The 13,467-nt window shown below is 56.7% G+C and carries 14 protein-coding genes and 1 pseudogene; 14 read left to right on the top strand and 1 reads right to left on the bottom strand.

All coding sequences use genetic code 11. The annotated features are described in order from the left end of the window. Positions 1-980: 980 nt before the first annotated feature. From ASD00_RS23675 to ASD00_RS23645, 7 genes are all read left to right on the top strand, one after another. A complete protein-coding gene (locus ASD00_RS23675; RefSeq protein ID WP_057209381.1) occupies positions 981-1,226 on the top strand; it encodes a hypothetical protein in 246 nt (81 codons plus the stop codon). Positions 1,227-2,084: 858 nt separating this feature from the next. Next, positions 2,085-2,570, top strand: a complete 486-nt coding sequence (locus ASD00_RS42535; protein WP_146160881.1) for a DUF1254 domain-containing protein — start codon at positions 2,085-2,087, stop codon at positions 2,568-2,570. Between the two features lie 11 nt (positions 2,571-2,581). Further along, on the top strand, positions 2,582-2,842 hold the full coding sequence (locus ASD00_RS41230; protein ID WP_199197027.1) for a hypothetical protein: 261 nt from the start codon (positions 2,582-2,584) through the stop codon (positions 2,840-2,842). Between the two features lie 465 nt (positions 2,843-3,307). Continuing rightward, on the top strand, positions 3,308-4,213 hold the full coding sequence (locus ASD00_RS23660) for a septal ring lytic transglycosylase RlpA family protein (protein WP_057209372.1): 906 nt from the start codon (positions 3,308-3,310) through the stop codon (positions 4,211-4,213). A gap of 7 nt (positions 4,214-4,220) precedes the next feature. Continuing rightward, the gene (locus ASD00_RS41225) at positions 4,221-4,826 is read left to right on the top strand and encodes a hypothetical protein (RefSeq protein ID WP_057209369.1); all 606 of its coding nucleotides are present in this window, start codon (positions 4,221-4,223) and stop codon (positions 4,824-4,826) included. Positions 4,827-5,027: 201 nt separating this feature from the next. Then, complete coding sequence (locus ASD00_RS23650; protein WP_057209366.1) at positions 5,028-5,759, top strand: DUF899 domain-containing protein; 732 nt, start codon at positions 5,028-5,030, stop codon at positions 5,757-5,759. Between the two features lie 639 nt (positions 5,760-6,398). Then, on the top strand, positions 6,399-7,679 hold the full coding sequence (locus tag ASD00_RS23645) for an MgtC/SapB family protein (RefSeq protein WP_057209363.1): 1,281 nt from the start codon (positions 6,399-6,401) through the stop codon (positions 7,677-7,679). 302 nt (positions 7,680-7,981) lie between these two features. On the opposite strand, the gene ASD00_RS23640 is transcribed toward ASD00_RS23645, so the two are convergent. After that, positions 7,982-8,185, bottom strand: a complete 204-nt coding sequence (locus ASD00_RS23640; protein ID WP_057209361.1) for a hypothetical protein — start codon at positions 8,183-8,185, stop codon at positions 7,982-7,984. Between the two features lie 373 nt (positions 8,186-8,558). Between ASD00_RS23640 and ASD00_RS23635 the strand changes: the two genes are divergently transcribed. The 7 genes and pseudogenes from ASD00_RS23635 (at position 8,559) to ASD00_RS23610 (ending at position 13,466) form a co-directional block, all read left to right on the top strand. Next, positions 8,559-8,762, top strand: coding sequence for a hypothetical protein (locus ASD00_RS23635; RefSeq protein WP_057209358.1), 204 nt, complete (start codon positions 8,559-8,561; stop codon positions 8,760-8,762). A gap of 397 nt (positions 8,763-9,159) precedes the next feature. Then, a pseudogene (gene ccoN, locus ASD00_RS23630) lies at positions 9,160-10,632 on the top strand (cytochrome-c oxidase, cbb3-type subunit I); the annotation flags it as partial. A gap of 4 nt (positions 10,633-10,636) precedes the next feature. Beyond that, complete coding sequence (gene ccoO / locus ASD00_RS23625) at positions 10,637-11,389, top strand: cytochrome-c oxidase, cbb3-type subunit II (protein ID WP_057209355.1); 753 nt, start codon at positions 10,637-10,639, stop codon at positions 11,387-11,389. A gap of 17 nt (positions 11,390-11,406) precedes the next feature. Next, the gene (locus tag ASD00_RS23620) at positions 11,407-11,574 is read left to right on the top strand and encodes a CcoQ/FixQ family Cbb3-type cytochrome c oxidase assembly chaperone (RefSeq protein ID WP_057209352.1); all 168 of its coding nucleotides are present in this window, start codon (positions 11,407-11,409) and stop codon (positions 11,572-11,574) included. After that, entirely contained in the window at positions 11,565-12,446 is an 882-nt protein-coding gene (ccoP, locus tag ASD00_RS23615) for a cytochrome-c oxidase, cbb3-type subunit III (protein ID WP_057209350.1), read from the top strand. Before ASD00_RS23620 ends, ccoP begins: the two co-directional genes overlap by 10 nt. Continuing rightward, entirely contained in the window at positions 12,446-12,637 is a 192-nt protein-coding gene (locus ASD00_RS42530; protein WP_082523695.1) for a hypothetical protein, read from the top strand. The genes ccoP and ASD00_RS42530 overlap by 1 nt, the downstream gene beginning before the upstream one ends. Before the next feature lie 22 nt (positions 12,638-12,659). Beyond that, entirely contained in the window at positions 12,660-13,466 is an 807-nt protein-coding gene (locus tag ASD00_RS23610; RefSeq protein ID WP_057209347.1) for a DUF2189 domain-containing protein, read from the top strand. Position 13,467 lies beyond the last annotated feature (1 nt).

The raw sequence follows: 13,467 nt of genomic DNA, 5'->3' as shown, positions 1-13,467 counted from the left end.
CCGACGAATGGAACGACTTCCTCGACAGCTTTGTCGACGACGAGGAGCTGATCGCCCGCCTCAAAGCGAAATCTCCGCGGTAACAATCGGTCGGTTACGCTGGTTCTGCAGGCGGATTGCCCCCACACCTCGTATTCAGAGCGAACAGCCACCAACCTGGATGCAGCACTAAGCTCTGTCGTTTCATGAAACGCTTCCGTGCAGGGGCTGGAACTAATCCAGATACAAAGCTTTGTGTTAAATACTCTCGAATACGCCATAATCTCCAAAGGTCTCGGTGACAACAAAAGCCGCTGAGACCTTCTTCGAGAAAGTGCGATCTCCACGCGCAATCCCACAGCGAGGGCCCTGATTACGGCAGCGTCGCCTACCCCCAGGGGCCGGCTGGGATTAAGGCTAAGAGTAAAAACGATAGGACTTCGCACTGAGGTGATAATGCCTGACGACTTCGAGAATTTAGTCGGCGTCTTCATGGAAACAGTTCGGGAAAGGCACCTCCCCCTTGGCAGTGAAGGACCGAGGCGATTGCGGCGGGCCTGATCAATCCGAGGCGCCTAACGAGATGGCCGGTAACTTTGGTTCTGCCGGTTCCAGAACTGACAGCTAACGTCGACCGCCTTCAATGCTGTTCAAGACCTCTCTCGCCATCGGATTGCCGGACTCCTGGCTGTCTGGGGACCCGGGTCCTTGCAAGCGATGTTCTCCGTGCTGCCCTTGCGAGTGGAAGATGCGAAGCAAGACCCGCCCCGTTGATGCGTCGTGTTATGGCGGAACTATTCTTTCCGGTTTCGGTTGGAGCGTGAGGTTTAAAAAAGCTGCTGATCGGCGGTGGACTTCGAAACGATTGTCCGGAGGCTTTGATGATCCAACTACCTGCGTATCGCCGGCAGTAGGACGCGTCCGCCCGACGAGCTCTGGCGTAGCCCTGTCACTGTCCTGGCATCGTAATGTCCACCCCATCATATCGGAGGCGAGATAAAATGAACCGCTGGAACAAGGACGGCCAAGGCAACATAAGGGTATCTCCTATTATTGGCTGGAAGACCGCGACGCTTATAAACCAGAACTCTGATGTTTTCCTTCGCCTCGAATTCGGCGTCGATCACGATCTGGAACAAGTTTCAGCTTTGCAGTTTGGACTTACCGCCCTCCAAGCCAAAGCGCTCGGAGAGCAACTCGCCTCCCACGGGGACAAGTTGGCTGGGATAGTCAAGGTGGTCAAATAATGAGCAACCCAACGCACTCCGCTTTCAATCGGAATAATTAACAGCCCCGCTTGGAAGAGGCCAGCGCGACACCACTTTGCAATTCACAGCCCGGCGGATTTTGATGTTGTTTACGTCCGAGGAGATCGCCTGCGCTATCTCAGCCTCCATTTCAAAACGCGTCGGGCCGACGTTACCGATTACCGCAGGCAATCCGTGAATAGGGCACTTGGGAGGCTTTCTCGAAGGTTTCGCTGAAACAGCGGCTCAAGCATTTGAGGCGAGTTGTCAGCAGCTTGTCGTCTCTGGGGGAGCCTTAACGAAAGAGCCCTGGTCCAGAAACCAGGGCTTCTCCGATGACTTCGAATCTTACCTGCAAATATTCAGCAATCGGCGCCGCAATATGCCTAGTTTGTTAGCAAATTCGTCAAGACCAGGTGGTGCCCCGCAGTGCCAAGTCTATGGGTATGGAGGAGAAAATCAATTAATTCTTATGGGTTATTTCGTGATCAACGTCACAACAACAACAACGGTCCAACACCGTTTGGCCGGCGGTCGATGGAGCAACGAGGCGTTCAATCGGCGAACAGCTTGAGCTAGGTGATTTCGCGACAGGCTAATACCATGTCAAAGGACCACAATCTTCCCGGTTGCGTGCTGTCCCGCCGTAAGCAAATCGGTGTTTTCGGTTGTCGTTTGTTGAGGTCGCGCTTTCCAGAACCACGATACCCGAATAGAGAACCGGACTGCCTTTGTCGCGGAGGCATCTACCGAAGGCAATGACTGAAACATAGCGGCCACCGTGCGTTTGACGCGATCGGCGGATGCTGCGCTCGCCCTCCAACCACTGTTTCGGTGGTCGAAAGCAGCATCGGCACCTTGAAATACAAGGAAGGGGCTCCGAGTAAGGAGACGGTGGACAAAGTCTACGATTATGTCGACCTGATGCACGGCGTCGAAGCCTTCGTGAATGCCTACCAAGGCGCTTCGGTGGCGGCCATCTTCAAGGGCTTCGAGGATGCGGGCGTGCCGGACAACACGGCTGTCATCTGGTCAGATCTGATGGACGCAAAGTCCCTATTCCTGGCGGCAAATGCCGACACGGTCTATTTCTGGGTAAACCTGAACGTTGCTGACGGACCGCTCGTGATCGAGACGCCGCCAATGTCTCTGGGCGTAATCGACGACATCTGGTTCCGATGGGTCACCGAGGAAAAGGCGGTCGATTCCTGCTGGTGCCTCCCGGCTACAAAGGGGACCTGCCCGAAAGTGGATACTTCGTGCACAAGCTGGCGACCACTCGCGCGACAGCGTTGGGCCGCTCGTTCCTTGAGAACAACGACCCCAAACCTACGGTGGAATTGATCAGGAAGACGTTGAAGGTCTACCCATATGTGCCGGGGGGATTCGGCACCAGCATCGCCTCCGCGCTCGACGGCAAAGCCACGTTGCAGCGCACGCCTGACCACAAATTGGATTGGTCGTTCCTGAAACCCCAAGAGCCTGTCAAGTTCACAGAGGGCACCGGCAAGGCGATGAATACGATCCCGCCCAACGACTTCAGCTATTTCGAGATGATCAATGACCTGGTGCAAAAGGAACCGGCAGAGGCGCTCGATCCAGAGATTATGGGGTAGCTGGCCGCAATTGGCATCATCAAGGGAAAGCCCTTCGAGCCCGACGCCCGGATGAAGAAGCGACCGGCCCACGTAGAGGGTGCGGAATATATTCGCGCACACTAATGGAACTTTTAGCATCAGGTCCGATTCTACAATTATTCACGGAAGGAGCGAATTAGTGGCCCGACCCCAGACTGCAGCAATGCATCGACAAGTGCCTCCGCTGCAATTCCGGCTGTCCCTCGACCCGATGCACAGCGGACTGCGCGCGCCTGAGCGATATGAGCGTTTGTGTCGAGACTTGCGGCAGATGCACGGGAGGCTGTCGCCATTGGACGGATGGTTATTGATGTAAGGACGGCTGTCAAAGGCTTGCGATGCCTGGCCATTACGATGGTCTGCGTCAGCTGTGCTACCTGTACATCCACGCAAGTGCCGCACAAGAACCGCAGCAGTGGATATACCTCCCAAAGCCTACATGGAGTGAAGACGAGCGCGCGGGGCTACGGCAAGAATATTCGCAAGGGTAGTGGCCGCTATATAATCGGCAAACCCTACGTGGTGAAAGGCAAGCGCTATTATCCGAAGGAAGACCCTAACTACAACAGGAAGGGAACCGCTTCTTGGTACGGCTCCGCGTTTCGCGGGCAGCAGACCGCAAATGGCGAAATTTTCGATCCGAATCACCTTTCCGCCGCGCATCCGACCCTTCCCTTGCCCAGCTATGTGCGGGTGACTAATCTTGAAAATGGTTCTTCGGTGATCGTGCGCGTCAATGATCGCGGTCCGTTTCATCGGGGTCGCATCATCGACGTTTCCAGCAAGGCAGCCGAACTGCTGGACCTGAAGCCCCGTGGCACGGGCGCCGTTCGGGTGCAGTACGTGGGCCGCGCCCGCCTGGGGGGACAGGATATGCCCTATCTCATGGCCTCCTTTGTGAAGAAAGGTGATCGCTTCCCGGCCGTCAATCCGGAGCCTCAGATTGCAACCGGCGTTCTGGTGGCCTCGAAGCAGGCGAAGCACGACCATTCACGGAGCGACGGTCAGCCTCTCAGGTCGAAACCGACGAACTTTGCCGGCAATCGACAAAGCGCCTCTTACCTGGCGGGTACCAATACCGCGGCCGCATTCCAGACAGTCGAGCAGCCTTTGATGTTGCCTGAGATGGGCGAGGTTATATTCGAACGGCCGTCCGAATACGCCTGGGCCAACGGCCTGGGCGGCGATGCAGATGTCAAATACTGCTTAGACGAGGACATTGATGATGGTGCGCGCGACATGTGCGAGATTCAAGTTGTCCCCATGCCGGGTGCTGCCGATCGCGATAAGCGTCTGACCGGTGTGATCTCCATAAGGCGACGCCGCTCTTGCGGAAGCGTTTCCGGTTAACGAGCCGATGTTTTTCGATTGGGCGGATGAAGCCGAGATTGATCTGGTCATTCTCCAGCCATTGCATGATGTCGTTGGTCGAGCTGATCATGATATGCAGCTCGATATCGGGGTATTTGCGGCCGATGCGCGCCAGGAACGCCGGCGGCACGTCAATGGTTGCGGGATAGACAATTCCGATCCCGATCTTGCCCATCGAATTGCCGGCAACCGAACGCAACACCTTGGGCGACAGATCGACATCGCCCAAGATCCTCACAAACTGACCATAGTAGATCTGCCTGTCCTGGTTAGTTCGGCTTTCGCGTCGATCGCTCCAACAGGCGCTCAGTTCCTTTTCCGGCGACTGAATCTGACAGCTCAAGCCCGGCCGGGCGATATGCACCCGGGCTGTCGCGCGACCAAAATAAAGCTCCTCGGTAACCGCCACGAAATAGCTCAGCTGGCGAAGTCCCATAGTGTGTTGTGCATGGGGCAGCCGCGCTCTTCCCTTCCACCAACTTCTGGAACTTTCCGCTCCGTCGCCAGTTCTCCATCACATCAAGAAAGGAAAAAAGACGTGGCGACGGATGACCTCACTGCCGGCTTCACCGGCACTCCAAGGTGTACGTAAAGCCACCAAAACAGCCACAGTCGTTCAAGCGCGAAACAAATGCAACGGGTGCTGCGGCCGCGGAACGATCGTCAGTCGGGACGAGGCTACTGGTGGTAACCTGCGTTCGTCTCGGTGCTCTGCAATTGCTGACTATGCGATCTGGGACAGGAGCGGTGCGGACCGACGAATTTTTGAAGATTGCCCTCAGAGGAAGCGCTCATGACCCACGAACCATTAGGAGTTTCTGCACCGTCCGCGACTGCGAAACATATTGAGTGGCCGAAAGTCGCGGCGCAGGAGGAGTGGGAAAAGGCCCGAGACGCGCTTCTTTCAAAAGAGAAGGCGCTCATGAAGCAAAACGACGCGCTAGCGGCAGAGCGGCGCCGGCTGCCGATGGTGGAAGTGCCTACCGACTACACGTTTCTAACGGCCGACGGCGAAACGAACCTGATCGGTCTTTTCGCGGGCCGTCGCCAACTCATCGTCTACCGCTTCTTCTATGCTCCCGATGTGGAGAACTGGCCGGACGGCGCCTGCTCGGGATGCTCCATGTTTGCAGACAGTGTCACGCATCACGAGCACTTAGCCGCGCGGGACGTTACCTTCGTCTTCGCGTCGACCGCGCCTAAGGACAGCATCGCTGCATACAAGAAGCGGATGGGCTGGTCGACGCCTTGGGTGACATTGCCGGATGATCGGTTCTCGAAAGATTTCGATGTCGAGGAAACGTTCGGCATCAACGTGTTCGTTCGTGACGGTGACCGGGCGTATCGCACCTACTTCATGAATGGCCGCGGCGTAGAGGCAGTCGGTCCGATCTTTACGCTTCTGGACCTCACGCCTCTCGGCAGACAGGAAACTTGGCAGGACGTGCCATCCGGCCGCCCACAGGCAGAGCCATACAAGTGGTGGCGCTTGCACGATCATTACGGCCCTGCGAGCAAGGCCTGATATCTCCAGCGGGCGTCCTGCCTAATGCCGCCTTGCGCATTCTGACGATCGTGAAGATATGCCCGCCGATGCCTCCCCACAGCGTCGCGCCGGCAAGGCGTGGTGCTCAAGCCTGCGTATGCAGGTCCTGGCTAGTCGATATTTCTGCGAACGCACCCAATCCTGTCACTCAGGGAATGAAACCTCGTTGAGACGGGTCCCAAAAAGCAGCATGTAAGGAAAACCGGACGGCTCACCCCCGGGGGGCAGGCACGATGAAAGGGTGAGATACCGTCCGGCTCACTCACAACTCCCAAAACTTCTTTCGAATACAAATGTTCCATCGTGTTCCCTGCCCTTCGGATCAAGGAAGACGCTCACGACAGAAATCCCCGCCAGAAGGTTGGCTCGTTCCCCACGTTGGGCGGGTGTACCCGCGAGATGACGTTGCCCACCTCGTCGGCGACAGTTTTTCGGGGCGTCCCGTCTGGTCGAAAGTCACCGCGACCGTGCTGCCCATGGGCGTATCACGTGCGCCGATGAAGCCTGTGAGAATGTCCTTTGGCCGGTCGGCTGGTTGACCGTTGCGAACTGCGTGAAGATTACTTTGTAACCGCGGTGCACGCTGTCCTTCTGCCCGCCGGAGAATTATGATTTCGAATGGAATTTGTTGAAGCCTTCCAACGACTCGGCGTGGCGCTTGCAATCGGGCTCCTAGTGGGGTGCGAGCGAGGCTGGCAGGACCGTGATTTGCCATCCGGCGGCAGAACCGCGGGCATCCGGACGTTCGGACTTTCTGGTTTCCTCGGCGGACTTGCCGGCTATCTCCAGCTACGATCGGGTCCTATCATGCCTGCGGTGCTGCTCTTGCTCTTCGGCACTGCTTTCGTCATTTTCAAGCGGCGCGAGGCGGAGGAAGAAGAGGATTTCGGCGCAACGACAGTCATCGCGAGTTTCGTTGTCGTCGCGCTTGGCGCGGTTGCGGTCGTGGGCGACATACGGCTAGCCGCCGCCGGTGGGGTTGCAACCACGGCACTGCTTGCGGCCAAGCGCAGCCTGCATGGCTTTCTCCGGCAATTGACCTGGCTGGAGGTTCGAGCAGCCCTCGTTCTTCTTGCCATGAGCTTGGTTGCTCTCCCGCTGTTGCCGAACGAGCCCATCGATCCGTGGCAGGCGCTAAACCCATTCGCGCTGTGGCTGCTGACGATCACGATCGCCGCCATCTCCTTTGCCGGCTATGTCGCAATCCGCGTTGCCGGGCCCAGTCGCGGAATACTGTTTGCTGGTGCCGCCGGTGGACTGGTCTCCTCCACAGCGCTGACACTCTCCTTTGCTCGCTTCGCAGCTGACGCACCGGAGAGTGCTCGGCGACTGGCTTGCGGCGCGGTGATTGCCGGCGCCCTGTCGCTGGTCCGTGTCGTCATTATCGGTGCCGTCATAGCGCCTGTTCTCCTGGTACCTCTCGGGATCGTATTAGCGCCGGCCGTGTTCGTGCTACTGGCTGCAAGTGGTTTGATTCTGTGGCGAAGCGGCGGTAAGCGTGAAGCGCCGGATCTTCACCTGAAAAACCCATTCGAACTCGGGGAGGTACTGCGTTTCGGCGCCCTGCTCGGCGGCGTTACTGTGGCGTCAAAGTTTCTGGTCGAGAGAGTCGGCCAGGTCATGCTTTTTGTTGTCGCCGCCGTCTCGGGCCTGATGGATCTCGATGCGATCACGCTTTCGACTGCACGGCTTACGCCAACGTCGGTCGATCTCACAACTGCCGTCGCGGCGATCCTGATCGCGGTGATGATCAATTTGCTGACGAAAGTGGTGCTGGCCTTTTCAGCCGGCGGCAAAGGACCCTACGCGCTCACGCTCGCTTTGGCGACGTTTGCTGCAATCGCCGCAGGTTTGTCCGCCTATTTCCTGCTTGGTACCAACTTTCCCAATTATCGGTAAGCAGCAACGATCCAGCAGTTCGAAAATCGGTGAGAGTAGCTTCGCCAGCCGTGCGATTGGCCGCAGTACAGGCGCGCAGCCGAAGTCAATCACCGCCGCCGCAAGATTTCTTTTGCAGTGGTCGGACGCGGCTGAACAAAACGGTGCTCTGGCGGTTATATTAGTGCACGCACAAAAACGATCCAGATGATGATCCGTCGGGATCGTGTGCAAGGATGACCTTCGCCACGGAGGTCATCCTTTTCTGCATTCGGGCGTAGGGACCCAAGTCCGTCCCACGCCCGAAATGGTCTGTTCGCCAATCAGCGATTGGCAAGCAGGTCGTTGACGGAACTCTGCGCTCTGCCAAGGGCTTCGTCGACGGTTTTGTCGCCGTTCACGGCCGCACCCACCTCTTCGCCGATGATGTCCTGGATGGCGAACTGACGCTGGACGGCGCCGGGCAGCGAGCGGCCAGTATCGGCGGCGATGCTTTCACGATGCGGCAGCGAGTTGAATTCTGACATGTCGAAGACGGCCTTGACCGCCGGAAGGTGACCGGTGCGAGCCCACTGGAAGTCGTTCTCGGCGAGAAACTTGAAGAGCTTGTCGATCGCTCGACGCCTCGCGCGTTCCCCAGATGGAAATTACATTCTCCAGGACTTGGGTGATGTCGTTGGTCGAAGCCAGGGACATGCAGCTCGATATTGAGATGGTTGCTGTGCGGTGGACAACTTAATCGAGCGGTGCCTCATCAATTCGCCAATGCTACCGCAACCCCAGCACTTGAGCAGGCATTACTCCCGGAAATTCGCGATTGCACCGCGCCAAATGCGGCGCATAATTATCTGCGCTGGGACAGCATGACATGTCCTCCTTACCGGTGGGGAGTTATGTGTGATGAACAAAACCGTTGGATCTCGCCAAGAGATAATAGCGCCTGAAGACTTTAGGAAAATCGAAGGTGTGTTTCGCGAATTGGTGCGTCGAAAGCGGGTTGCACTGGAAAGTGAAGAGGCTGATGCGCTCGCCGCCCGCCTTATAGGGCTGTACCAAAGCGGCATCCAAGACGCGGAGGCCCTCAGGCACCTTATGAGCTGTTAGCGGTCGTCGCCGCTCCAAAACAAGCGGGCACTGCGTAGGCCGCAACGGCTCAAGATTTCGAACCGGCCGAGCAATGAGGGCAGGATCGATAGCTCGTCTTTGATCCTGTCTGGGTCTTGGAAAGGTCCAATCTATTCAAGCCGCGAAGCTGCTTTCGACAACTCTTCATGGCCCTTGCGAGGAAAGTTCTGCTACCTTGCTAGGGCGCGACCGACTGACCACGGCATCAGTGAACAGTAGGGTAGTTTGTTGTCACTCTCGTGTCCCATTGACGAATATCAATTCGTTGTTTTCGCACTTGAAAAGCACTTAGCGGAAGATAGATGGTCGAACACGAGGCGCTGCAGGAGGGGGCCAACCATGGGACAGTTGACGACCATCGAACGGGGGCTGGCGTCCGCCCGATCCGACCCGTATCGAGCGATACTATGATGATCCGATCAAGGCCGGTGTCGCATTCACCCTCGCCTGGGCGATCTTTGGGATGTTCATCGGTGTTTGGGCGGCCGCACAGCTCGCTTGGCCCAGTCTTAACTTCGATACGGCATGGACAAGTTTCGGCCGCATCCGTCCAGCGCATACGACGGGCGTCATTTTTGGATTTGGTGGCAATGCCTTGATCGCAACTTCATTCCACGTCGTCCAGAGAACGTCCCGCGCAAGGTTGGCCGACCAGCTCAGTCCGTGGTTCGTGCTGATGGGCTATAATCTATTCTGCATATTGGCAGTCACCGGGTATTTCATGGGGATCACCCAATCGAAAGAATATGCCGAGGCGGAATGGTATGCTGATCTCTGGCTGGTAATTGTCTGGGTGACCTACTTCATCCTGTACATCAGGACTTTGGCGCGTCGCCGTGAACCTCACATCTATGTCGCCAACTGGTACTATATGGCTTTCATCCTGGTGGTCGCTATCTTGCACATCGTCAACAACCTGACGATCCCCGTCTCACTCGGCCACGCAAAAAGCTATACAATCTGGGCAGGCGTCCAGGATTCTATGGTGCAATGGTGGTATGGGCACAACGCTGTTGCTTTCTTTTTGACTGCCGGCTTTCTGGCAATGCTTTATTACTATTTGCCGAAACGAGCCGAACGACCTATTTTTTCCTATCGCCTATCGATACTAAGCTTCTGGGGTATCACGTTCTTTTATATGTGGGCCGGATCCCACCACTTACACTACACAGCATTGCCTCATTGGGTACAAAATCTTGGCATGACATTTTCGGTCATGTTGCTCGTTCCATCATGGGCCTCAGCGGGGAACGCGCTGCTCACGCTCAACGGAGCGTGGCATAAGGTTCGGGATGACGCCACACTTCGTTTCATGATGACCGCCGCCTTTTTCTATGGGTTGTCCACCTTCGAAGGCTCGTTTCTCGCCATACGCCCGGTGAACTCCCTTTCCCATTATACGGATTGGACCGTCGGGCACGTGCATGCGGGTGCACTCGGGTGGGTGGCGCTGATCACCTACGGATCACTGTACACGCTGGTGCCCGCCATCTGGAAACGGGAACGCATGTATTCAGCCACGCTGGTCGAAGTCCACTTCTGGCTCGCTCTTGCAGGCACGCTGATCTATGTGTTTGCCATGTGGAACTCGGGCATCATCCAGGGTCTGATGTGGCGCACCTATAGTGAAGACAACAATCTTACCTACTCGTTCGTCGATTCACTGGTTGCAATGTATCCCTATTATATCGCCCGCGCCTTCGGGGGGTTCCTCTTCCTGTTGGGCGCGATCGTTGCGACCTACAATATCTGGATGACCGTTCGGGAAGCCCCTGTGGGGGGTTACGCAGGAGATGCGCCGCCCATCACGTCAATCCCACAGAACACGGCAACAGGCCCAGCGGAGTAAAGCGATGCCAGAACTGTTTCATCGCAAGCTCGAACGGACTGCAATCGGATTTGTACTGGCAATCATCGCTGCGGCAAGTGTAGGAGGCATTGTGGAGATTGCCCCCTTGTTCACGATCGACGAGACGGTCGAAACTGTGGACGATATGCGGCTTTATACGCCGCTCGAGTTAGCAGGCCGCAATATCTATGTCCGGGAAGGTTGCTACGCCTGTCACAGCCAGATGATCCGCACGCTACGCGATGAGGTTGAACGGTACGGCCCCTACTCGCTTGCAGTCGAGTCGAAATACGATCATCCAATGTTATGGGGATCTAAACGCACGGGACCCGATCTTGCCCGCATCGGTGGGAAGTATTCAGACTTCTGGCACGTCGCTCATCTAAGCAATCCTCGTGACGTTGTGCCGGAGTCGAACATGCCGGCATATGCTTGGCTTGCGAGGACGCCATTGCGGATGAACGACCTTGCCGAGCACCTCCAAGCTCAGCGAGTGGTTGGCGTGCCCTACACAGACGCTATGATTGCCAATGCCTCGTCTGACGCCTACGGCCAGGCAATGCCCGACAGCACGCAATCCTCAGGCGTCTCCGAGCGATACGGGGAGAATACGACAGTCACTGCCTTCGATGGCGTTGCCACGAACGTGACCGAGATGGATGCGCTCGTGGCCTACCTCCAAGTGCTTGGCCGTCTGACCGAAGCCGCCTATGCCAACACGGCAGCGACGGAACAAGCACCCGATCCCAACGATTGAACCCGGGGAGAGCCGAAATGTTTACGCACGATACTCTGGTTGAAGCAGCCAAGAGTTGGGGCTTATTCTACCTCATCGGCTTCTCGATTTGCGTGCTTGTTTACACTTTCTGGCCGTCTAACAAGGCTCGGTTCGACCGGGCAAAACACAACATTCTCGATGAGGACGATGTGCCATGGAAGTAGACGAAATCGATCCCGTTAGCGGCCGCAAAACAACCGGGCACGAATGGAACGGCATAAAAGAACTGGACACTCCGGTACCGCGAGGGGTCCTTCTTTTCCTCATCATCACGCATATTTTCGCGCTTGTATGGTGGGTACTGCTTCCTACATGGCCGCTTGGTTCGACCTACACCAAGGGGCTGCTGGGTATCGACCAGCGCAAAACCGTCGAAGAGAAATTGGCAAGTGCCACATCAGCCCGGGCCGCCCTGACGACACAACTTGAAACCCTATCTTTCGACGAAATCAGAGCCAACGAACGTTTGATGGCCACCGTCAGATCGATGGGGCACCAATTGTTCGGAGATAACTGTGCTGCCTGTCATGGCGTCGATGGGCGGGGTAGGAATAACTACCCAGACCTCACGGATGACGATTGGCTGTGGGGCGGCAGTCCGCAAAACATTGCTCAGACGCTCAAAGTCGGGATCAACACCCAGCATGAGGAGAGCCGGGTGGCGCAGATGCCCGCCTTTGGCCGTGACGAAATGCTGGATCGCAATCAGGTCAGGGATGTCGCATTGTATGTTCGCTCCCTCACTATTCCCGCCGCCTCCACTGCCGATAACGTCGGGCAAATGGAGCGCGGCCGCGAAGTCTTCCTCACAACGTGCGCTGCGTGCCATGGTGAGGATGCCCAAGGAAATCAGGAGGTTGGGGCACCCAACCTTACAGACCAGTATTGGGTATATGGCGGTAGCCTTCAAAATATCATCGATACAGTTCACGGCGGACGGCAGGGCCACATGCCAACTTGGGACGAGCGGTTGACGCCCCTCGAGATCAAGGTCCTGGCTCTTTATGTGAACTCCCTTGGAGTAGAGAAGCCGTGATGACGACAAGAAACCGATCAAAATCGGCCATCCTGGTTTTCTCTCTCATTGCTGCGGCATGCGCGCTCTTTGTGGGCGCGAATGCTCATTTGTTGTTTGTGGCGTACGACAGCGATCCTGGATGTGTAGCGCATCTGAAGGATGCCGGAACTGGACCGGGGCAGTTCAAGGCAGCCAAGTCATCGTGCTGATCGCGAGCTTAAGGAGAGTCATATGGTTTCGCACAACAAAACCAGGCGTCTCATTAGTGAGGTCTCGGGTATAGAAGAAACTTGGAACCCAAAATGGCAACGACACCTGCCCATAAACGCCCCGTTCACCTGGCTGGCTAAAGGCTGGCGCGACTTCTTGATCTCCCCTGCCCAAAGCCTGGCCTATGGCGTCGTCGTCTGCGCTCTTTGCAGCCTCTCGGTATGGGTATTGTTTGCAACCGGGCGCGATTACTTTCTCTTTCCAGTTGTTGCCGGTCTGATGATCATCGGACCACTTCTGGCGTCGGGTCTTTATTTGAAGAGTGCTCGCCTTGAGAGCGCGCAGCAGACCACGTTCGGTGGGATGCTTGGCGTCCGCCCGAGAGCTGGCGCTCAGGTATTTTTCACAGGATTGCTCCTTTGCATGCTCATGCTTTTGTGGATGCGAGCCGCAGTCCTGATTTATGCACTCTTTTTTGGCGTTCGCCCCTTCCCCGGCCTCCAGCACGTCGCCGAACTGCTCCTCACCACGCCGACCGGCTGGGCGATGCTAGCCGTGGGTCTATTTGTGGGGGCCTTGTTCGCAGGTTTCTCATTTGCAATCAGCGCCTTTTCGATTCCAATGCTACTCGACCAGCAGATCGATGCCTTCACGGCGATGGGTGTCAGTGCCGCGTTGGTCTGGAACAACTTGCGTCCAATGCTGCTCTGGGGTGCGCTGATTTTGGCTCTGTTTGTGATCGCAGTGGCCACCGCGGGCATCGGGTTGATCGTCATTTTCCCGCTTCTCGGCCACGCAACCTGGCACGCGTATAAAGCGGTGAAATAGC

Origin of the sequence: Ensifer sp. Root31 (assembly GCF_001424825.1) — a bacterium.
Taxonomy (GTDB): domain Bacteria; phylum Pseudomonadota; class Alphaproteobacteria; order Rhizobiales; family Rhizobiaceae; genus Ensifer; species Ensifer canadensis.
Note: the sequence above shows the minus strand (reverse complement) of the source record. Positions and strands in the feature narration are given on the sequence as shown.